This window comes from Pseudomonas sp. Fl4BN1 (assembly GCF_009908285.1).
In the GTDB taxonomy this organism is placed as follows: Bacteria; Pseudomonadota; Gammaproteobacteria; order Pseudomonadales; family Pseudomonadaceae; genus Aquipseudomonas.
Genome location: NZ_JAAARM010000001.1, coordinates 62479 through 83900, shown reverse-complemented (window position 1 = coordinate 83900; position 21422 = coordinate 62479). Strand labels below are relative to the sequence as shown.

19 protein-coding genes are annotated in these 21422 nt (G+C 63.2%); 12 read left to right on the top strand and 7 right to left on the bottom strand.

Annotation, left to right across the window (positions count from 1 at the left end; all coding sequences use genetic code 11):
* Window positions 1-8 precede the first annotated feature (8 nt).
* Window positions 9-485 carry a DUF6392 family protein gene (locus tag GV818_RS00370; RefSeq protein ID WP_161775590.1) on the top strand — a complete coding sequence of 159 codons (477 nt, stop codon included), beginning with the start codon at window positions 9-11 and terminating at the stop codon, window positions 483-485.
* A gap of 643 nt (window positions 486-1128) precedes the next feature.
* Here GV818_RS00370 and GV818_RS00365 read toward each other — a convergent pair.
* Window positions 1129-2325, bottom strand: a complete 1197-nt coding sequence (locus tag GV818_RS00365) for a type II toxin-antitoxin system HipA family toxin (RefSeq protein WP_161775589.1) — start codon at window positions 2323-2325, stop codon at window positions 1129-1131.
* A complete protein-coding gene (locus tag GV818_RS00360) occupies window positions 2325-2576 on the bottom strand; it encodes a helix-turn-helix transcriptional regulator (protein WP_178124656.1) in 252 nt (83 codons plus the stop codon). The genes GV818_RS00365 and GV818_RS00360 overlap by 1 nt, the downstream gene beginning before the upstream one ends.
* Window positions 2577-2823: 247 nt before the next feature.
* Here GV818_RS00360 and GV818_RS00355 point away from each other — a divergent pair, with 247 nt between their 5' ends.
* The 5 genes from GV818_RS00355 (at window position 2824) to GV818_RS00335 (ending at window position 5252) form a co-directional block, all read left to right on the top strand.
* Window positions 2824-3402, top strand: coding sequence for a hypothetical protein (locus tag GV818_RS00355; protein WP_161754025.1), 579 nt, complete (start codon window positions 2824-2826; stop codon window positions 3400-3402).
* Window positions 3403-3411: 9 nt separating this feature from the next.
* A complete protein-coding gene (locus GV818_RS00350) occupies window positions 3412-3627 on the top strand; it encodes a helix-turn-helix domain-containing protein (RefSeq protein ID WP_016963103.1) in 216 nt (71 codons plus the stop codon).
* A 76-nt stretch (window positions 3628-3703) separates the two neighbouring features.
* Window positions 3704-4369 (top strand): hypothetical protein, encoded by a 666-nt coding sequence (locus GV818_RS00345; RefSeq protein ID WP_161754023.1) that lies wholly within the window; start codon window positions 3704-3706, stop codon window positions 4367-4369.
* A 116-nt stretch (window positions 4370-4485) separates the two neighbouring features.
* On the top strand, window positions 4486-4914 hold the full coding sequence (locus GV818_RS00340; protein WP_178124655.1) for an SMI1/KNR4 family protein: 429 nt from the start codon (window positions 4486-4488) through the stop codon (window positions 4912-4914).
* Window positions 4911-5252, top strand: coding sequence for a hypothetical protein (locus tag GV818_RS00335; protein WP_178124654.1), 342 nt, complete (start codon window positions 4911-4913; stop codon window positions 5250-5252). The genes GV818_RS00340 and GV818_RS00335 overlap by 4 nt, the downstream gene beginning before the upstream one ends.
* 30 nt (window positions 5253-5282) lie before the next feature.
* On the opposite strand, the gene GV818_RS00330 is transcribed toward GV818_RS00335, so the two are convergent.
* Window positions 5283-6632, bottom strand: a complete 1350-nt coding sequence (locus tag GV818_RS00330) for an aryl-sulfate sulfotransferase (protein ID WP_161754021.1) — start codon at window positions 6630-6632, stop codon at window positions 5283-5285.
* Between the two features lie 66 nt (window positions 6633-6698).
* Window positions 6699-9071, bottom strand: coding sequence for a TonB-dependent receptor (locus tag GV818_RS00325; protein WP_161775588.1), 2373 nt, complete (start codon window positions 9069-9071; stop codon window positions 6699-6701).
* Between the two features lie 154 nt (window positions 9072-9225).
* Here GV818_RS00325 and GV818_RS00315 point away from each other — a divergent pair, with 154 nt between their 5' ends.
* The gene (locus GV818_RS00315) at window positions 9226-10170 is read left to right on the top strand and encodes a LysR family transcriptional regulator (protein WP_161775587.1); all 945 of its coding nucleotides are present in this window, start codon (window positions 9226-9228) and stop codon (window positions 10168-10170) included.
* A 279-nt stretch (window positions 10171-10449) separates the two neighbouring features.
* The gene (locus GV818_RS00310) at window positions 10450-12066 is read left to right on the top strand and encodes an alkaline phosphatase family protein (protein ID WP_161775586.1); all 1617 of its coding nucleotides are present in this window, start codon (window positions 10450-10452) and stop codon (window positions 12064-12066) included.
* 477 nt (window positions 12067-12543) lie between these two features.
* Here the strand turns inward: GV818_RS00310 and GV818_RS00305 are convergent, their stop codons facing one another.
* A complete protein-coding gene (locus GV818_RS00305) occupies window positions 12544-13449 on the bottom strand; it encodes a TauD/TfdA dioxygenase family protein (RefSeq protein ID WP_161754014.1) in 906 nt (301 codons plus the stop codon).
* A gap of 184 nt (window positions 13450-13633) precedes the next feature.
* Between GV818_RS00305 and GV818_RS00300 the strand changes: the two genes are divergently transcribed.
* Window positions 13634-14554 carry a LysR family transcriptional regulator gene (locus GV818_RS00300; protein WP_161754012.1) on the top strand — a complete coding sequence of 307 codons (921 nt, stop codon included), beginning with the start codon at window positions 13634-13636 and terminating at the stop codon, window positions 14552-14554.
* Window positions 14555-14714: 160 nt separating this feature from the next.
* Here GV818_RS00300 and GV818_RS00295 read toward each other — a convergent pair whose 3' ends face one another.
* The gene (locus tag GV818_RS00295) at window positions 14715-15737 is read right to left on the bottom strand and encodes an ABC transporter substrate-binding protein (protein ID WP_161754010.1); all 1023 of its coding nucleotides are present in this window, start codon (window positions 15735-15737) and stop codon (window positions 14715-14717) included.
* Between the two features lie 385 nt (window positions 15738-16122).
* On the opposite strand from GV818_RS00295, the gene GV818_RS00290 reads away from it, so the two are divergent.
* The 3 genes from GV818_RS00290 to GV818_RS00280 are packed head-to-tail and all read left to right on the top strand — an operon-like array spanning window position 16123 to window position 20155.
* Window positions 16123-17718, top strand: coding sequence for an ABC transporter permease (locus tag GV818_RS00290; RefSeq protein WP_161754008.1), 1596 nt, complete (start codon window positions 16123-16125; stop codon window positions 17716-17718).
* The gene (locus tag GV818_RS00285) at window positions 17715-18530 is read left to right on the top strand and encodes an ABC transporter ATP-binding protein (RefSeq protein ID WP_161775585.1); all 816 of its coding nucleotides are present in this window, start codon (window positions 17715-17717) and stop codon (window positions 18528-18530) included. The genes GV818_RS00290 and GV818_RS00285 overlap by 4 nt, the downstream gene beginning before the upstream one ends.
* A gap of 14 nt (window positions 18531-18544) precedes the next feature.
* On the top strand, window positions 18545-20155 hold the full coding sequence (locus GV818_RS00280; RefSeq protein WP_161754004.1) for an arylsulfatase: 1611 nt from the start codon (window positions 18545-18547) through the stop codon (window positions 20153-20155).
* 128 nt (window positions 20156-20283) lie between these two features.
* Here the strand turns inward: GV818_RS00280 and GV818_RS00275 are convergent, their stop codons facing one another.
* Window positions 20284-21357, bottom strand: coding sequence for a fatty acid desaturase (locus tag GV818_RS00275; protein WP_161754002.1), 1074 nt, complete (start codon window positions 21355-21357; stop codon window positions 20284-20286).
* Window positions 21358-21422 lie beyond the last annotated feature (65 nt).

Genomic DNA, 21422 nt, shown 5'->3' with positions numbered 1-21422 from the left:
CAGCACCAATGGACGCCGCAACCATCAGCCGCCTGGTACAGGGCATGGGCCTCACCTACGAACAACTGCTCGCCCAAGGCGCCAGCATCGAGCGCCCGACGGACAAGATCTACGACGAATTCGAATGGCTCACCGTGTTCGTCGAGCCCGGCCTGGTACTGGACTTCTGGGAAGACAACCTGGTGCTGGAGAAGGTGATTATCGATGTGCTGCCACTTGAAGAGGGACGCAGGTTCTATACCGGTGAATTGCCGGCGCCCTTCTCACGCACCATGAGCCGCGCAGACATTCGCGCCCTGCTGGGCACGCCCCTGCAATCGGAGGAGCGCAGGCCATCAGCGGATGGGCAACGCATGCTCAACGCCTGGGAGAGCTATCGCTTGCCCGCCAATCTGCATCCCAAGGCCCGGGTCGGTTTCAGCTACAGCACCGACATGCGGATTAAAAACCTGTCATTCACCTTGCTCGAACCGATACGCGACTGACCGGCTCTGGCTTCTCGTAGGAGCTGCCGCAGGCTGCGAACGGCTGCGAAGCAGCCGCAAAACCTGCGCCCATGTTTGGCCTGCTACACCGCGGCTTCTGGCCGTGAGCCCTGTCGGAGTGCCGCCCAACCCGTTCGCAGCCTTCGGCAGCTCCTACAGGGAGTACGCCGACCCCATCCTCAGGCCGGCCGCAAGGCCGCCGTCTTGCTTTGGCTTTTGATCTTGATCTTCCTGCCCCCTTAACCACGATGGCCGAACGCAGGCATTGAGCCGTGGGTAACCCGGCAAGGATGCCGGGTTAGCCGCCCCAGGCCATGGATGGCCTGTGGCGGCGGCCCACGGATCAATGCCGGAGTTCGGGCATGCCGAGCCTAGGCGAGGCACCGAGTGGAGGGGCAAGAGCCTTTGGTTACTTTGGGCTCTTTCCAAAGTGACTCGCCGTAAGGGCGAAACCGCCCGCCGCCGTAACCGCAGCAACGGATATGCCCCCCTACAGATGATTCAGGATCGCACGCGCCCCAGCGAGGCAAGTTCCCTCGTCACCGTCAAAGGATCAGAAAAATCGTGGCTTGAGCTCTTTACAGGAGTTGCCGAAAGCCCAGAACAAGTTGGGCGGCACTCCGACGCAGCGTACAGGCGGGTACTAGCCAAAGGTTTTCATAAAGGGCTCGGCACATTGCCGGATCGCCGCGACGACATGCGGTGCCCGTTCGCCCCATTCAGCCGATCGGCTCAACACCCTTTCCAGTGCTTGCAACTGCCCACGAATAACCTCCTGCGGACGAGCCACATCACAAACCTTGGCAAACTCCAGCAACCCCTGCCGCGAAGCAAACAGAGACTTGTTGCCCAGCAGATCCAGGGCCAGCACGTCCTGCGGGATGTACGCCGTGGTGTTGACGATGTCGTAGGCCGGCGCCAGCCGCGCATCGCGCTGGCCAGGGTCGGAATACAACAGCCCGAAGTTCTTCAGGTGGGCATCGCCATTACCCACGATGCAGCTCAAGCTCACCATGGCAAACAACTGCGCCAGTGAACCCGGCACATGCTCAGGCGGACAGAACAGCCGGACGGCCTTGGCAATGGCCGAATAGCTCTTGCTGTATTTCTGCTCCGCACCCAGCCCCATCAACGCCGCCATGTCTTCAAACCCCAGGCAATCGAGCTGCTCGTCCCGGTCGAAGCGGCGCATGACGAACAGCTTGGCGTTATCGGACAGGTAGAACTCGGGCACCGCAATCCCCGACTCCCTGGCCACCGACATGCATAGAAACTCGTTGATCGCCAACCCCGGAAACTCGTCCCGGCCGCTCTTGATGATCAACTCCGAGGTGTTCGAGGTAAAACGCTGCAACGCGGCGTCATGCCGCTCCGGCACCATCACCTTGGGCTGCACGCCGGATATCCCCGCACGCAGGATGTAGCGGTCCACCAGGTCGGCAAAGATGTCCTCGGTGCCATCCCACGCAAGGATTTCTTGCAGTTTCTCCCCGGGGAACCGCTGTCGTTGCAACAGCCCATCGACTTGCGGCGAACTCACCGCGACCCGCCCGATAGGCGCGCTGCTGCCGGACAGCGCCAGCAGCAACATCGGGTCGACCTTCACCACCTTGGCCAGGCGGTTGCGCAGTTGCTCCAGGACATAGCCTTCGGGCAGGTTCATCTGGAAGATCGGGTGCAACTCCCGATAACGGTATTCATCCAGACGCACGGGCATCAGCAAACTGATCGCTGCCTGTGCCCGGGCGTCATCGTGGTAGCGAAACAGATAATCGCCAGCGCCACGGTGGATTCTCCCACTCTCACCGGCAGGGGTTGCGACCTGCAGTACCGCGGTCATCAGTCGAATACTCCCTGGATCTCGTCCAATGTAGGCATGGCAGCAGGCACCAGGGTGAATTCACAGTCCAGGGCGCCCAGCACTCGCGCATAGGCCGCCATGCCCACCGACAAGTCGCCCCGCTCGATGGCGATGACCTTCTGCCGGGTCACGCCGGCCAAGGCGGCCAGGCTGGCCTGGGTCTGGCCACGATGCAGACGACGCTGGCGAACCTGCTCGCCAAGGCGCACGGTGATCAGAAAGTAGTCCATGTTCTGTATACGCAACAAAATTGATTGAATGTAACGTATAGCAGACATTGCAGAAAATCAAAGAGACGCTGCTCCCAGGGTTGACCGGGAGGGCAAAAACCAAAGCCGCCCGAGCGGGAGCAAGCTCCCTCGCCACAACATCATTCCGGGCTATTAGCCGAACACAATCCCAGAGAAATAAATTATTGTAATTCGATAATTACTTATCAATAATTCGCCACCCCCCAAGTTTTGCAAGGAATGACGCATGAACCTCCAAATAAATGGCTCAGCCCAATACCGCTTACGAAGGGTCGGCCTGCTGGCCGCGATCCTGGCCTGGGTCATGGGCGTGGTGGAGCTGGGCGGCAACGCCGGCCTCTGGATCTACAGCAAGGACCAGGTCCTGGGTGCCCTGCTCAGCGTATTCGCCGAACACTCGCCGCGCCTGATGGAAGCCGACTTCAAACTCTCCTCCCTGAGCTTCACCCTATTGGTGATCCTCGACTTCCTGCCGCTGCTGGTATCGAGCTTCGCCCTCTGGCTGACCGGCGTATTCTTCCTGCGCCTGTCCCGAGGTGAAACCTGGAGCGATCGCAACATCAGCATCCTCTGGCGCGTCGGCATGCTATGGATCATCGCACCCGCGACGTTCCCCATGGTGGAGACCCTGCAAGGCCTGGCACTGTCCTTCGACCTGCCCCCGGGCCAACGCATCCTGCAGATTTCCGCCGGTTTCTCGTCCTACGCCGCCTATGAGGTGGTCAAAGGAATCTTGCTCTGCTCATTTTCCATTATCATGCGCGACGCCAAAGTCCTCAGTGATGAGCACAGTCACTACATATAGAACAATGAGATGACCATTATCGTTCGGCTTGACGTTGTCATGGCTAAAAACAAGATTCGCTCGAAAGAGCTCGCCGCCATCCTGGGCATTACCGAGGCGAATCTGTCGTTGCTGAAAAATGGCAAGGTCAAGGGGATGAAAATCGAGACCCTCGACAAACTCTGCGCCGCACTCGACTGCCAACCCGGCGACCTCCTGGAATACCAGGCGAGCGAGCCCGCGTAACGCCCCCGCGTTTGTTTGATCCGAGTCCCGTTCGTTAAAGCCTTATCCATTCATCACGTTGCACGTTGGCTTATTCATGACTCGCTACCTGCTCTGCCCGCTGCTTTTGCTTGCCTGTTTTTTGACCGGCTGCGCCAATAAACTCGAAGTGGCGATCGCCGCCACTCCCGCCCCCGACTACTACTTCGACCCAAAGGCTCCCGTGCTGGTGACCGTCAACGGCGCCAACGATGCCCACGGCCTCAACGCCACCTACTACCTGCGCGACATGGTCGCCGCCCTCCACGGCATGGGCTTCAAGCAGGTCTACACGGAAACGTCGCTGCCAAAGAACCACCCGCCGTTGCGCATGAACTTCACCCTCGACGTGGGCAGTGAAAAGACCAGCTACCGCTACACCGCCACCGACTACGGCCAGGTGCCCAGCAGCACCAAAACCACGTGCATTCCCGGCAAGAAGCAGCAGACCGTGTGCACCAGCACCCCAACGATGTCCTACGGCGCGATCGGCAGCTCGGAGCGCACCGGCTATACCACCCTCTCGACCTTCAATATCAAGGCCAAGGATGAGCTGAGTCGGCGCACGGTGTTCCTGCTGCGGGCCTCGTCCTACAACGAAGACTGCCAGGACGCCAAGGTCGAGGATTTCCTGGTGCAGGAAAGCCTGGACAACCTGGATTTTCGCAACCGGGTGCAACGCAAATACACCGTCACCCTGCCCGAAGGCCACAGCTGTAAATAGCCCGCTACCGCCGGCTTTGCACAGCCCTTGGCGGCACGCCTACAATCGGCCCCCGGCGCCTGTTCGATCACCCACCGAGCAGGCGCAACCCACCAACGGGAACAAGAGTGCCGACCATGAGCATGGACTGGAGTGCCTGGGAAATAGAGCCCGGATCAGCGGTCGATGAGCAGATCATCAGCCAGGTGCAGCAACGCATCGGGGTCGAGTTTCCAGCGCTGTATCTGGATCTGGTCAGGTACGCCGAAGCCGCCACACCGGGGGTCGGCACCTTCCCCCATGGCAGCGGCTACGCCTGCATCAGTGAGTTCTTTGACTTCTCCCTGGGCAACGAACCCTGGACCCTGCTCTGGTACGCCAGCGCCGGCCGCGTGCCAGGGTTGGCCAAAGGTTGCCTGCCGATTGCCCGGGATGCCGGTGGCCTGCTGATCTGCCTGGACTTCAACAGCCCGAGCGTGGCGGTGGAAGTCTTCGATCCCGACAGCGCCAGCCGCTACCCGGTCGCTCCCGACTTCAAGGCCTTCGTCGAGTTGTGGCAGCCATGAACGCGCCGCTGAAATGGATAGTCGTGCCCACCAGCAAAGCCGCCATGCAGCGCCTGGATCTGGACCAATGCCTGCCGGGCGACCTGGAGGAATTGGCCCTGTGCGCAGAGCAATGGTCCGCCCTGTGCCGCAGCAACCTCCTGCCACGCTTGAACCACGCCCTGGGAACCCTGATCGACGACTACGAGGACGCCTCCATCCAGGGCCGGGAAGCCCTGGCCATGACCCTTTCGATCCTGACGGAGGCCGCGATGCCCGGGGATGGAGTTATCCACAGGCTGATCGCGCTCAATCAACTGGCTCTGGCACAGGACACCGGGCTGTTCTTTTACTTCTGAGCGCCGTGTCCACGCCCTCAGGCACAGCCCTCAGATTCCGGGCGTTGCGCTGGCCTGTTTCAACCCCGACTCCGGCACGCTCACGGCGGTTTCCGAGCGTGGCGTGTCCTTGGGCACCCAGTCGTAGCTCACCGGCAACGCGCGATACACCCAGTTGCTGATGGCCTCGCTGCCTGGGGCCTTGCCCAGGTAAGGGCTGACGTATTCCCAAACGATCTCGCCAGCCGCGGTGACCTGGAAGAAACGCCCGTTCATGCCTTCGTCGATCAGGGTGTTGCCGTTGGGCAAGCGCCGCGCGCTGCTGATGAACGAGCTGTAGAAGGCCCAGCCCGGTTGTTTGGAACTGGCGGCGCTGTACTGCCAGACGATTTCATTCTTGATCGGGTCGATCTCCAGCACCCGCGACCCGGCGATCAGCCCCAGAGGCACCGAGGGGTAACCCGCCGTGCCCTGATTGTCGAACACCAGTAAATGCCCGGCCCCCGGCAAGCCGGCGGGAATGATGTGGGCGTCGTGCTGGCCGACGAACTGATCCACCGGACGCGGCACCTTGTTCGCGGTCTTGGGGTTGCTCGGCGCCAGGTTCGGCCCCAGGCGCCAGACCACCTTGCCACTGTGTTTGTCGAGGATGGCGATGAAGTTGGCGTTGCGTGAATCGATCAGCAGGTTGTCCGGGGCGAAGCGTTTATCACCGGCATCGAACCAACGGTTCGGCCCCACCACACTGAGGTTGTTGATGTGCAGGTAGTCCGGGTTGTCGGTGCCATACACCAGCTTCAACTGTGCCGGGGTAAAGCCGAATTCCTTGAGATGTGCCGACGCCAGCCACTGCCATTGCACCTGGCCTTGGGGGCTGACTTCATATATCGCGTCGTCGATCACCTGGGGCACCTTGAACCCGGCTACCTTGTGCACCTTGTTGGCCAGCACCAGGGTGTTGCCGTTGCTCAGGCGACGCTGGTCATGATGCTGCTGGGCCGCACCGCCTGGCGCCTGGTCGCCCCATTGCCAGAGCACCTTGCCGTTCCAGTCGAGCTCGCCGACGCTCTGGTTGCCCAGGCCATTGCCCGCCGAGCCGAGCGGGCCCGGCTCCTTGTCCTTGAGCTGCAACAGCACCCGACCACGCTCGCCGCCCACCAGTTGCGGGTCGATGATCGCCGAGGGAAAACCCGCTTGCGGCCAGTTCTTGACCTCGTTGCCGTTCATGTCGATCAGGTGGGTCTGTTTATCGGCACCACTGAAAATCACGTACTGGTTATAGGCCTTGTCCGGGTCGTAGCGGGTCACCCCCGTGGGATAGACGCTGGGGGCGGCCTGCACCGCCGAGGCCAGCAAGGTGGCGGACAGCAGCAGGGGCAAAGCGGTGTTGACGCGCAGCATGACAAGTACTCCTGTTCAGGTCGAAGCGCGCCGGCAAACCCGGCGCGAGGTGCGTAAAGCCAGGTGTCAGAAATCGTAGCGACCAGTCACGCCCAAGGTTCGCGGTGTGCCCAACAGCCCCTCATAGCCGCCGTTGCCGCCGGTCCAGAGGGTGGTGTAGTAGGTCTTGTCGAAGGCGTTTTTCAGCCACAGCGAAACGTCCCACTGACCTTGTTCGTAGTTGCCGCGCAGGCCGGTAGAAAGGTTGACCACGGCGTAGCTGGGGATCTGCCCGTACTCGGAATCCTCCACGGTGCCCACCGCCTTGGAACGGAACGCGTAACTGGCGGTGACGTACTCTTCCAGGCCGTTGTCGAGGTTCCACTTGTACTCGCCGTTGGCGTTGCCGATCCATTTCGAGGCGCCCACCACCTGGTGGCCGCTGAGGTCGCAGGAGGCCGGGGCGCCAGGACGCAGGCTGACTTCCGGCGGGCACGGCGCATCCTTGTAAGACAGGTAGCGCACGTCGTTATAGGAGCCGTTGAGGTTCAGGGTCAGGCCGCGAATCGGCACCAGGGTGCTTTCCACTTCCACCCCGCGCGAGCGCACCGAACCGGCGTTGGTCAGGTACTGCACGCGGTTGCCATAGTCGTAGGCGTTGGTCTGGTAGCCGTTGACCTGGGTCCAGAACAGGTTGGCGTTGAGTTGCAGGCGCTTGTCCCACAGGGTGCTCTTGAAACCCAGTTCGGCGTTGTTGGCGCGTTCGGTGCCGATCAACAGCGAGTCGGCTCCGGCGGTGGGTGCCGAGCCCACGGCCAGGTTGACCCCACCAGACTTCTCACCGTGGGACAAGGTGGCGTAGCCCAGCAAATCATCGGTGAAGCGGTAGCTGAGGTTGAGCAGGCCCGAGGGGCTGGTGCTGTACTGGTTCAAATCGCCGGAATCATAGGCGCCGCTGCGCCCACGCCGCGCGTTGGCGGCGGCGCCGCTGACCGTCGCTCCACCAAGCGGCGCATTGCGGGTGACCCAGGCGCTTTTCTCTTCATAGGTGCCACGCAGTCCGGCGGTGAAATCCAAGCGGTCGGTGAGGTGCCAGGTGCCTTGGGCGAACAGCGCAAAACTGTTGGTCTGGATGTGCCCGTTGCCGATGCTGGTGACATTGCTCAAGGCGCCATTGGGCGTGCCGTTCCAGATGTCCGCCTTGGGCCCGTAATAGGCGAAGGACTTGTTGTCCAGGTCGGAGCCGAAGTAGTAGGCGCCCAGCACGTAGTCGAAGAAGCCGCCGGTGGGCGAGGCCAGGCGAAATTCCTGGGACCACTGTTTATCTTCCACCGAGACCCCGGCGTTGTAGCTGGCCGGAACGTTGAGGCCATCGTCGTTGCGCGGGGTGAAATTCCACCAGCGGTAGGCGCTGACCGAGGTCAGGGTGAAGTCGCTGGGCAGGGTCCAATTGGCCTCCAGCGAAGTGCCGCCCTGGAACACCGTCACATGCTGGTCGCTGTCGAGGTTGACCTTGCGGTGCGAACCGTTGACCAGGGTCGCCCCGGCGGCCGCGGCCCGCGACTCATAGATGTTGGTGCCGTTGATGGTCGGCCCGGTGCTGTACAGCACCCGGGTGCCGGCACTGGAATCCTCTTCGTTGTAGTCGCCGATCCAGCGCAGGTTGAAGCTGTCGTTGGGCTTGTACAGCAGTTGCCCGCGAAAGCCCTGGCGCGATCCGCCATTGAGGTCGTGGCCGTCGTATTCGTTCTTGATGTCGCCGTCGCTGCGGGTCCGGTAGGCCGAGAAGCGCCCGGCCAGCTCATCGCTCAACGGCCCGGAAATGGTGCCCTTGGTCTGGAAATAACCATCCTCGCCCAGGGAAGTCTCAATGCTGCGCTCCGGGGTGAAACTCGGCGCCCGGGTGCTGATGTTGATCACCCCGGCGGTGGTGTTCTTGCCGAACAACGTGCCCTGGGGACCACGCAGCACTTCCAGCTGCTCGATGTCCATCAGGTCGAACACCGCCATTCCCGGCCGCCCCAGGTAGACGTTGTCGATGTACAACCCGACGCTGCCTTCCAGGCCATCGCTGGCCGGGTTGTTGCCCAGGCCACGGATCGACACGCTGGACTGGCGCGCATGCATATAGGCGACGTTGACGCTGGGCACCAGCTGCTGCAGGTCCTGGATACGATAGACCCGCTGGCTTTCCAGAGCCTGGCCACCGATCACACTCATCGGCGTGGGCACGTTCTGCGAACTTTCTTCGCGCCGGCGCGCGGTGACGGTCACCGTCTGCAACTGGCCGTCGTCGGCCTTGGTTTTGTTCGCGCTGCTCTTGGCCGGCGGTGCTGGAGCCGCCGGGGCGTCCTCGGCCCAGCTCGGCGTCCAACTGGCGCTGCCGGCCAGCAACAGTGCCAGCGGCAAGCGCTGGAGCCGCCGGGGGGAGAGGGGTGACGCAGTGGAAAACGGACTCATGGGCGGCTCCTGGTCAGAAAATATACAGCCTCGTATATTCCTTAAAGTTATTTATTTATGTTTTTACAAAGATTTACTGCATAAGAGATTGCCTTTATAAGGAGTCGACCTAATGCATAGCCAATGCATTTCCCCGATATTTTTTATGTGAAAAATGCATATCGACCTGCGCCAGCTCCGTCACTTCATCGCCCTCGCCGAACAGCGCAGCTTTGTCGCGGCCGCGACGGCGGTGAACCTCTCGCAATCGGCCTTCAGCCGCAGCATCCAGGCCCTGGAACACAGCGTCGGCTGCCAGTTGGTGGATCGCGGGCGCAAGGACCTGGCGCCGACCAAACAGGGCCAGCTGTTGCTGGAGCACGCGCGCCGGCTGGTCAGCGGCGCCCAGCAGATGGCCAACGAGATCAGCCAGTTCAATGGCCTGGAGGCGGGGGAGTTGCGTTTCGGCTGTGGCCCGGCGCCGGCCGCGGGGCTGATCCCCCGGGCCATCGGCAGTTTTATCGGGCGCTACCCCAAGGCCCGGGTGCAGTTCCAGGTGGATGACTGGCAAAGCCTGAGCAAACGCCTGCTGAGCGAAGAGTTCGAATTTTTCGTCGCCGACACCCGCCACTTCGAAGCCGACCCGGACTACCTGACCCAGCGCCTGCGCCCGCGCAAATGGCATTTCTGCTGCCGCGCCGGGCACCCCCTGGCCCAGCGCGAAAGCGTCAGCGCCGGGGAACTGATGAGCTACCCGCTGGCGGTAACCATCCGCCCGCCGAACCTGCGCAAGGTGATTGTCGACCTGAGCGGCAAGGCGGACTTCACCCCCAACGTGGAATGCGAAAACAGCTACAGCCTGCTGGGGGTGGTGCTGCGCTCGGACGCCATCGGCATCGTCGGCTCCTACAGCGACGCCCTGCACCACGCCAAGGGCGAACTGGTGTGCCTGAGGATCGACGGCCTGGCCGATGACCTGGAAGAGCTCTACACCCGCTACGGCATCGTCAGCCGCGCCGGCTATCGCCTGTCGCCCCTGGCCGCGGCGATGATCGACGAGATCAAGCGCATCGACGAACAGGACGAAGAGGTATGCAACCTGGACAACCTCGCCGTGTGAACTGCCCGCCCGCCGGCTTGCCGGCGAACAGGCCCCCAAGCCCTGCACCGCCCGCGTGGCCGCCTCCCACCGTAGGAGCCGGCTTGCCGGCGAAGCGGCCCTCAAGCTCTGCACCGCCCGCGTGGCCGCCTTCGCTGGCAAGCCAGCTCCTACAGGCACCATAGGACCGCGGGGGCCTTCGCATTGCATGAAACGCATCGAAACTATTCGGCAAATGCGCTTGCCGGAAGCCCCCGCCGAAGGCGAAAAACCTCGCCTGTCCTGTCTTCGGTGAGCCCCATGTCCAATACCCCCAAACCCGTGCGCAACGTGCTCTACATCATGTGCGACCAACTGCGCCGGGATTACCTGTCGTGCTACGGCTACCCACACCTGCATACCCCCAACATCGACCGCCTGGCCGCCGCCGGGGTGCGCTTCAGCCGCGCCTATACCCAGGGCACCATCTGCGGTCCGTCGCGGATGTCGGCCTACACCGGACGCTACGTCAGCAGCCACCAGGTGGCCTGGAACGCCGTGCCCCTGCCCCTGGAAGAACTGACCCTGGGGGACTACCTGCGGCCCCACGGCATCCGCACCGCGCTGGTAGGCAAGACCCACGCCACGCCCAACCTCGACGCCCTGCAACGCCTGGCCATCAACCCCGACAGCCAACAGGCCGAGGCGCTCAACGAAGTCGGCTTCGAGCCCTATTTCCGCCATGACGGCATCTACCCCGACGACCCGGTGTTCGACGACAAGCGCGAGTCGGCGCCCTACACCCACTACCTGCGCGACCTCGGCTACGACGGGCGCAACCCCTGGCACGACTGGGCCAACGCCGGCGCCGGCGAGCAGGGGGAAATCCGCAGCGGCTGGAAGATGCGCAACGCCCACCTGCCGGCCCGGGTCGCTGAAAAACATTCGGAAACCGTCTACACAACCGACCGCGCCATCGACTTCATCCAGGAACAGGGCGAGCAGCCCTGGTGCCTGCACCTGTCCTACATCAAGCCCCACTGGCCCTATATCGCGCCGGCTCCGTACCACGCCCTGTATGGCCCGCAGCAGGTCATCCCAGCCGTGCGCGCCGAGCCTGGGCAGCTCAGCGACCACCCGGTCTATCACGCCTTTCGCCAGCATGAAGAAAGCCTGAATTTCTCCCGGGATGAGGTGCGCCTGAACGTGGTGCCCACCTACATGGGCCTGATCAAGCAAGTGGACGACCAGCTTGGCCGGCTGTTTGATTTCCTGCAGAGCAACGGCCGCTGGGACGACACCCTGATCGTCTTCACCAGCGACCACGGCGACTTTCTCGGCGACCATTACCTGGGGGAAAAGGAGTTCCTGCTGGAACCGGCGGTGGGCGTACCGCTGATTGTCCGCGACCCGCGCGCGGCGGCGGACATCAGCCGCGGCAGCGTGGATGAACGCCTGGTGGAAACCATCGACGCCCTGCCGACCTTTCTCGATGCCCTGGGCCTGCCAGGGGCCGAACATCGCTTGGAAGGACGCTCATTGATTGCATTGCTGCACGGCGCGGCACCCGACTGGCGCCGCTACGCCATCAGCGAATACGACTACGCCTTCCAGGCCCCGGCGCGGGAACGCCTGGGCCAGCCCATCGACCGCTGCCGCATGACCATGGTGCGCAGCGAACGCTGGAAATACCTGGCTTATGACGGCTTCCGCCCGCAGCTGTTTGACCTGCACAACGACCCCCAGGAGTTGAATGACCTGGGGGCCGACCCGGCCTATGCCGCGGTGCGCGAAGAACACCTGGGGTATTTGCTGCAATGGCTGCGGGGCCTGAAACGCCGCACCACCATCAGCCATGAAGAGATCGACCTGCGCGGCCAGCGTTTTCGCTACGGCGAACCGCACAGCGAAAAGCTGGTGCAGATCGGCGTGTGGTAACCCCGGCCACCTTCCATCCTGTAGGAGCCGGCTTGCCGGCGAAGAGGCCCTTGAATCTTGCATCGCTCTCGGGGGCGCCTTCGCTGGCAAGCCAGCTCCTACAGCGGGCAGGTTCATCCCATGAATTCTCGTAGGAGCCGGCTTGCCGGCGAAGAGGCCCTTGAATCTTGCATCGCTCTCAGGGGCGCTTTCGCTGGCAAGCCAGCTCCTACAGCGGGCAGGTTCATCGCATGAATTATCGTAGGAGCCGGCTTGCCGGCGAAGAGGCCCTTGAATCTTGCATCGCTCTCGGGGGCGCTTTCGCTGGCAAGCCAGCTCCTACGGCGGGCAGGTTCATCGCATGAATTCTCGTAGGAGCCGGCTTGCCGGCGAAGAGGCCCTTGAATCTTGCATCGCTCTCGGGGGCGCTTTCGCTGGCAAGCCAGCTCCTACGGCAGGCCCGATGTGCACCTTTCATGCGGTAGGGGGTTGGGGCGCTCAGAGGCCCTTGGTGGTCTGGCTGCGCTGGCCATGCACGCCCACCGGCACATCGCCCTTGAGGGTCACGCGGCGCACGATGCGGTCCTGGGTGCCGTAGTCATCGACCGCGTAATGCTGGGTCGAGCGGTTGTCCCAGATCGCCACGTCACCGGCGGTCCAGCGCCAGCGCACGGTGTTTTCCAGGCGCGTGACGTGGCTTTGCAGGAGGTTGAACAGGTGCGCCGAATCGGCCTGGGAATAACCCTTGATGCGCTTCACGAAATGCCCCAGCACCAGGCTCTTCTCCCCACTCTCCGGGTGCACGCGAACGATCGGGTGCTCGGTCTCGAAGACCGTGGAGGTGAAGATCTTGCGGTAACGCTCGAGCTTTTCCGCCGAGACATCCGGCTTGGCCCCGGCATAGTCGTATTCGTTGCTGTGCACCGCCCAGAGCTTGTCCGCCAGTTCCCGCAGTTCCACCGACAGTTCGTTATAGGCCGTGGCGGTATTGGCCCAGACCGTGTCACCACCGAAGGTCGGGGCCACCACTGAACGCAAGATCGAAGCTTTCGGGTAGGCGTCGACGAAGGTCACGTCGGTGTGCCAGGAGTTGGCCCGCTGGCCTTGGGCGCCGTCCAGTTCCAGCAGGTAGCGGGTGCCATCGCGCACCGGCACCGTGGGGTGGGCTATCGGCTCGCCCAACAGGTGGGAGAAGGCTTCCTGACTCTGGTCATCGAGGTGGGCCTGGCCACGGAAGAAGATCACCTTGTACTGCACCAGCGCTTGCTGGATGGCTTCCACGGTGGCGGCGTCGAGTTCGCCAGAGAGTTGCACGCCACGGATCTCGGCGCCGATACGACCGGCCACTGGGTGGATCTCAAGGGCATGGACAGCGGGTTTAACGGCTAATGCGGCATTGCTCATCGGGGACACCCTCATCTGACTGCTTGCGGTTGGAGCCGCAGCGAAACAACGCTCTATCTATATTCTATTTAGGTCTAATAGATAATCACATGCTTCGTTGACGGAATAAGAGCTTGCATTTAAAACCTCATTCCTTACTCGTCGCAAATGCCTTCGAGCTATTTTTCGGATGCCGGGAAAGCATATGGATCTTCGCCAATTGCGTTACTTCATCGCCCTCAACGAGCACCGCAGTTTTGTCCGCGCCGCCGACGCCATGGGCATCACCCAGCCGGCCTTTAGCCGCAGTATCCAGGGCCTGGAACAGGAGTTCGGTTGCGTGCTGGTGGACCGTGCGCACAAGGATCTGCGCCCCACGCCGGAAGGCCAGGTGGTGCTGCAGCACGCCTTGAGCCTGGTCCAGGGCGCAGCGTTGCTGAGCAGTGAAGTGACACGGATGACCAAGCTCGACGCCGGCGAATTACGCTTCGGTTGCGGCCCGGCGCCGGCGGTGAAACTGGTGCCCGACGCCGTGGCGCAATTCACCAGTGCACACCCGAAAGTGCGCACCTGTTTTGCCGTGGATAACTGGGAAAAACTCAGCCGCAGCCTGAACCGCGAGGAGATCGAATTCTTTATCGCCGACATCCGTCATTTCGAGGCCGACCCGAACTACCAGACCCAGGCCCTGACGCCCAAGCGCGGGGTGTTCTTCTGCCGCCCGGGGCACCCGTTGCTGGCCAAGGAAAGCCTGTCCACCAACGACATGTTCGACTACCCCCTGGCCACCACCCTGATCCCCCCGGGCATCCGCAAGCTGCTGGCCAACCTGAGTGGGCGCATCGATTTTTCGCCGAGCATCGAGACCGAGCATTTTCCGGCCCTGGTGAAGATTGTCCGCCAGTCCAACGCGATTGGCGTGGGCACCGCCGAAGCCTTTGCCGAAGACATCGAGCAGGGTTCGCTGGTGCTGCTGCACTGGCGCAACCTGCCGCAGAATATCGACAGCCTGAACGCCCGCTGCGGCATCGTCAGCCGCAGCGGATTCCGCCTGTCACCGGCGGCGCGCAAGATGATCGAGGTGCTGGTGGCGGTGGATCAGCAGAACCACGCCATCGCCGTCTAGCACAGCTTCGCCGGCAAGCCGGCTCCTACAAGATCCCGCACGATATCCCCACCGACCGTAGGAGCTGGCTTGCCAGCGAAGAGGCCCTCAAGACCGCCCTCGCCGACAAGCCGGCTCCAGGGTTACGTAGGAGCCGGCTTGCCGGCGAATGGCGTCGACCTCAAAGACCGGCAGCCGCCAATTGCGGCGCAACCCAGGCGTCCACCTTGAACGGCTTGCGGATCAACCGTTCCTTGGCCGCCAGGTCTACCGAGTCCTGCAGTTTGCCGAGAAATACCGGGTCCAGGGTCGAGGGGAAGATCTCGCTCAGGCGCTGGTCCTTGAGGTCATCCTGCAAGATCACCGGCGGGTAGCTGGCCAAGCCGGACACCAGCTGGATGTAGGCGTCCTTGTTGCTGTCCTGGGTCAGCCATTGCACGGCCTGCTGTTGAGCCTTGAGCAACTTCTCCACCGCCTCTGGATGCTCGTCGACAAACTTGCCCGCGCCCACCAGCACGCTCTGCACGCTGCCGGCGCCGCCCAGATCCTTGGTGCTCAACGGCAGCTCGGCCAGCCCTTTGCTACGCAGAGCCGAAAGCCCGGTGCTGCCCCATGAGGCGTCGATCTGCTTGGCCGCCAAGGCTGCCACCGCCGCGTTGAAATCGAGATTGACCACCTTCAGGTCCTTCTCGCTCAGGCCTCGGCTGGCCAGGGCCGCATCAAAGGACAGCTGGGTGGCGGTGCCACGGAACACCGCCACACGCTTGCCCTTGAGGTCTTCCAGGGTCTTGATCCCGGAACCCGGAACCACTCCCAAGTAGTGTTTGACCCCACGCGCCGAGGCACTGAGCAGGCGCGTGTCCAGGCCGTTGGACTTGCCGATGATGGCCGCCAAGTCCCCCAGGTAGGCCAGGTCCACCTGGCCGTTGGCAAAGGCCTCGTTGATCACCGGCCCCGCACCCTTGAAGAAATTCCACTGGATCTTGATGCCCTGGTCAGCGAAGGCCTTTTCGAAGATCTGTTGCTGGCGCAGCACATCCACCACCCCGCCGCCGCTGTGCTGGGTGCCGGCACTGAGGTCGGGCACGGCAATCCGGATTTCCTTGAGCTCGCCAGCCTGGGCCAGCAGCGGCAGGTAGCCCAGCAGTCCCGCCAGGGCCGGTGCGGCGAACAGGCTGATCACGCGTTTGAAGGGAAGGTTCATGGGTGCGGCTCCTGGTGGCAAAGGCTGTGAGGAGCAGAAGGTAGGCACGGAATTGATCAACATTTAAATACTATAAATTCACATTTTAATAACCATATTGAATAAACCAGCTGCCACGGGCGTCCCCGGGGACATGCATGAAATGCATGAAAAATATTCTTCAAATGCATTGGATGCCGGTTGGCGAGAAGCCTTAAATGGCTGCTCTTATCCCTAAAAAGAATCGATAAGAATTTTAATAGACCATAAACGAATATAAAGCAGGGCCGACTTGCCGGCTAAGAGGCCCACAGACCCTGCAGCGCTCTCAAGGGCTGTTTCGCTGGCATGCCAGCTCCTACGGCATCGACCAACGCCATGCAGTACCCGACAACGGAGGTCATCCATGGCCCGTGTTTCCCTGCTCAGCCTGCCCCTGGCGGCGCCGTCCAACGGACGCCCGGGCTGGCCCCTGGTCAGTCAGCGCCTGCTGCCCTGGCTGCTGCCCCTGGGACTGTTCAGCCTGTGGTGGCTGGCCAGTCGTAATCAATGGATGAGCGAGCAGATCCTGCCGTCCCCGGCGCTGGTCTGGAGCAGCGCCCTGGAACTGGCTCACGGCGAACTGTGGAGCCACCTGGCGATCAGCCTGCAACGGCTGTTCTGGGGCTTGCTGGCGGGTATCACCGCCGGTGCCCTGCTGGGCGGCGCCCTGGGTTTCAGCCAACGCCTGGAGCGCTTGGTCTTTCCGACCTTCGGCGCCCTGGCGCAGATTCCGACCCTGGCCTGGATTCCACTGTTCATGGTGTTTTTCGGCATCGGTGAAGTGCTCAAGCTGGTGGTGCTGATCAAGGCCATCGTGGTGCCCGTGACCCTGCACACCCTGGTGGGCGTGCGGGATGCACAACCCAAGTTGCGCGAAGCCGCCGCCGTGCTGCGCCTGCCGCCGCGGCTACTGATTCGCCGCCTGGTGCTGCCCGCCGCGCTGCCGGCGTTCATGGCCGGGGTGCGCCTGGCCCTGGCCACCGGCTGGACCTCGTTGCTGGCAGTGGAACTGCTGGCCTCCAGCGAAGGCATCGGCTACCTGATGGTCTGGGCGCGCCAGCTGTTCATGCTGGACATCGTATTTGTCTGCATCCTGGTGATCGGCCTGCTGGGAGTGTTCATGGACCGTGGTATCGGCTGGCTGGACCGCCGGCTGGTGCACTGGCCACACCCGGCCACTGCCGAATTCCGCCGTGGTCCACGCTATGAGGGCTGGCAACGCCTGCAACCCTGGCTGCTGCCCCTGGCCTTGCTGGCCCTGTGGCAACTGGCAAGCGATCAGCAGTGGGTCGACGCGAACATCCTGGCAAGCCCGCTGCAGGTGCTCGCCACTACCTTCGACGGCCTGCTGGACGGCAGCCTGCTGGGGGGCATGGGCCTGAGCCTGGGCCGCACCCTCGGTGGGCTGCTCCTGGGTGGCGGCCTGGGCTTTGCCTTTGGCCTGCTGCTGGGCCTGTCGCGGTTCAGTGAACGTCTGCTGGGGCCGACCCTGGCCGCTATCCGCCAGATCGCCATCTTCGCCTGGGTGCCGCTGCTCACCGCCTGGTTCGGCCTTGGCGAATTGGCCAAGTGGGTGTTCGTCGCCCTGGCAGCCTTCTTCCCACTGTTCATCGCCACCCAGCGCAGCGTCGCGCAACTGTCACCACAACTGGCGGAAGCCGCCCAGGTACTGCGCCTCAACCTCTGGCAGCGGCTGCGACGGCTGGTGCTGCCCGGCGCCGCTGCGGGGATTTTCGCCGGCCTGCGCATCAGCCTGATCTACGCCTGGCTGGGCACCATCGGCGCCGAATATTTCATGCCGTCCAACGGCGGTATCGGTAGCCAAATGATCAGCGCCCAACAGCTGCTGCGCATGGACCTGATCATGGCCGGCATGCTCTTGGTGGGCCTCACTGGCGCCCTGCTGAACCTGATTGGCCAACGCCTGGAAATTCGCGCCACTCGCTGGAGACACGCATGAACGCACCCCTGGTCAGTTTTAATCACGTGGGCAAGACCTTCGCTGTCGCCGGTGGCGAGCTGGAGGCGATCCGTGAGTTCAACCTGGACATTGCCGAGGGCGAATTCGTCGCCATCGTCGGCTCCAGCGGCTGTGGCAAGTCCACTCTGCTGCGCCTGCTGATCGGCCTGGACACCGAGTTTCGCGGCGAGATCCGCATCGACGGCAAGCCCGTCACCGGCATCGGCAGTGAACGCGGCATCGTGTTCCAGGAGCACCGGCTGTTCCCCTGGCTGACGGTGGCCGAGAACATCGGCCTGGGCCTGGTCAACGAGGCCCTGAGCACCGCCGAGCGGCAACGGCGGATCGACGACTTCATCGACCTGGTGGGCCTGGGGGATTTTTCCCGGGCCTATCCGCACCAGCTGTCCGGCGGCATGGCGCAACGAGTGGCCATCGCCCGCGGCCTGGTGGCCAGCCCACGGATCCTGCTGCTGGACGAACCCTTCGGCGCCCTCGACGCCCTGACCCGCCAGCAGATGCAGGACGAGCTGCTGGCGATCCGCGAGCGGGCAAAAATCACCACGGTGCTGGTGACCCACGATGTCGAGGAAGCGATTTTCCTCGCCGACCGGGTGGTGGTGATGGAGCCGCGCCCGGGACGGATCAAGCGCGTGGTCCAGGTGGGCTTGCCCCACCCGCGCCTACGCAGCAGTTTCGATTTCCATCAGTTGCGTGAAGAACTGCTCCACGAACTGACCAGCGACGATCACTACCAGGCCCCGCCGCCGGTGCAGATCCGCAACCTGCCACTGACCTTCATTGCTTGCTGAACAGGAGTGACCCGATGCCGCAACGTCCCAACTTCCTGGTGATCCTGGCCGACGACCTGGGCTTTTCCGATCTCGGTGCCTTTGGCGGCGAGATCGCCACGCCGAACCTCGATGCCTTGGCCTTCAACGGCCTGCGCTTGACCGACTTCCACACGGCCCCGACCTGCTCGCCAACCCGTTCGATGCTGCTCACCGGCACCGACCACCACATCGCCGGGATCGGCACCATGGCCGAGGCCCTGACCCCGGAACTGATCGGCAAACCCGGCTACGAGGGTTACCTCAACGACCGCGTGGTGGCCCTGCCGGAGTTGCTGCGCGAAGCCGGCTACCAGACCCTGATGAGCGGCAAGTGGCACCTGGGGCTGACCACCGAGCGTGCGCCCCATGCCCGTGGGTTCGAGCGTTCGTTCTCACTGCTGCCGGGAGCGGCCAACCATTACGCCTTCGAACCGACTTATGACGAACGCACCCCCGGGCTGCTGAAATCCACTCCGGCGCTGTACATCGAGGACGACCGTTTCATCGATGAGCTACCGGCGGATTTCTATTCCTCCGACGCCTTCGGCGACAAACTTTTGCAGTACCTCAAGGAGCGCGACCAGACTCGGCCATTCTTCGCCTACCTGCCGTTTTCGGCGCCGCACTGGCCACTGCAGGCACCCGAGGAAATCGTTGCCAGATACCGCGGTCGCTATGATGCCGGCCCCGAGGTACTGCGCCTGGAGCGCCTGGAAAAACTCAAGGCCCTGGGACTGGTGGATACAGCCGTCGAGCCCCATCCGCTGATCAATCTGAACGCCGAGTGGGATGCCCTCAGCGAGGAACAACGGCAGGTTTCGGCGCGGGCCATGGAGGTGTATGCGGCGATGGTCGAGCGCATGGACTGGAACATCGGCCGGGTGGTGGATTACCTGCGCCAGCAGGGCCAGCTGGATAACACCCTGATCCTGTTCATGTCCGACAACGGCGCCGAGGGCGCCTTGCTCGAAGCCTTTCCCAAGTTCGGCCCGGAGCTTTTGACCTACCTCAACCAGCATTACGACAACCGCCTGGAGAACATCGGCCGAGCCAACTCCTACGTCTGGTACGGACCGGCCTGGGCCCAAGCGGCCACCGCACCGTCGCGGCTATTCAAGGCGTTCACCACCCAGGGCGGGATTCGTGTACCGGCCCTGCTGCACTACCCGCAGCTGTCGCTCAAGGGCCAGATCAGCCATGGCTTCGGCACCGTGATGGACATTACCCCGACCCTGCTCGACCTGGCCGGCGTGCGCCACCCGGGCAAGCGCTGGCACGGCCGTGAGGTGGCGCCGCTGCGGGGCAAGTCGTGGCTGGGCTTTCTCTCCGGGGAAACCGCCCAGGTGCATGACGAACACACGGTGACTGGCTGGGAGCTGTTCGGCCGCCGGGCGATTCGACAGGGGCAGTGGAAAGCGGTGTATATCCCGGGCCCGGTGGGGCCGGCGACCTGGCAGCTGTACGACCTCGGCCAGGACCCGGGAGAGATTCATGACCTGGCCCAGAGCCAGCCGGAGAAACTGCGCACGTTGCTGGAAGAGTGGCAGCGTTATGTGGATGAAACCGGGGTGATCCTCAGCGAATCGCCGTTCCAGCCCGACTGACAGCACAAACGCTGGCCCGCTCATGAACCGGCCGCTGCACGTGTAGGAGCTGGCTTGCCAGCGAAGGCGTCCTCCGGGGCGATGCAAGACGCCAGGGCCCTTTCGCCGGCAAGCCGGCTCCTACAGGCTTAGGCCCGCACACCAGCGCCTGCATCCTCCTGCGCCTGCTCCACGGGATGAAACCGATTGGCCCGGGCAAAGGTGCCGAAGTCGTTGAAACGCACCCCCATCTCAGCCATCACCCTGTGCGCCACCGGCGCCGTCATCTGGCGAATGTAGAAGGGCTCCTTGACCACGAAATGGTGGATGCCGTGGGTGCTGCCGAAATTGCAGCAGAAGGCCTGCAACGGCCACAGCCACCAGGGGTTGAGCACCTGGGTCTGCTGGACCACGTTGCCCGGCTCGATATCGCCGTAGTAGTGCATGTTGGAACTGACAAAGTGCAGGCAGAAGGTGCGCAGCACGTTGGGGCCGATGATCACCACCACCGCGATGTCGATCAGGTGCATCAGCCACAGGGTGTCCTGGGACCACGGGATCGGACTCCCCAGCAGGGCGGCAACGCCGTTGGCCCCGTGAAAGCCCAGGAATACATACCAGGCGCCCCAGTGCAGCAGGGCCAGCGGCGCGTACACGGCCAGGGTGCGCACGAGGATGCCCAGCTTGCGCCTGGCGCCTGGCGCGCGCAGCAGGCGGATCAAGGCCGCCATCATGTTGTCGCCCACCATCAGCAGCCGGGTGAAGCCCCAGGGTTCGCCATTGGTGATGGCCCGCTCTTCGATATCGGCCTCACTGCCCGAGACTTTGTGGTGATTGAGGTGAAGATGGCGCCGTATCCAGGGGTTGATGGTGCTCGGCCGCGCCAGCCAGACCAATGCCAGCATCAGATTGTGGGGCAACCGCCGCTTGCGAAAATACTGGCTGTGGATCAGGTCGTGCTCCAGCTCGTGGGTCAGCGAGGCGAAGAACGCATTGAGCAGCAGACACCCCCACCAGGCCAGGTAACCCTCGATGTAGAGCACTGCCGATCCGACCATCGCGGCCAGGGCGAAGGCCAGAATTCCTGCGCCCAGGGCATCCTGGTGCTTTAGTAACGGGTAGCGTCTGCGCAATTCATCGCCCCGGGCCAGCACCACTTGGCGAACATGCGCGGCGCGTTGCTGTGTATTCATCTCCTCGGGGCTTGCGCAAGTACCTTGCATGATTCCATCCTCTGTTCAGTGATCTGTGCATCCTGCCCCGAGCCCTGGCTCCGGGCGCTAGCCGT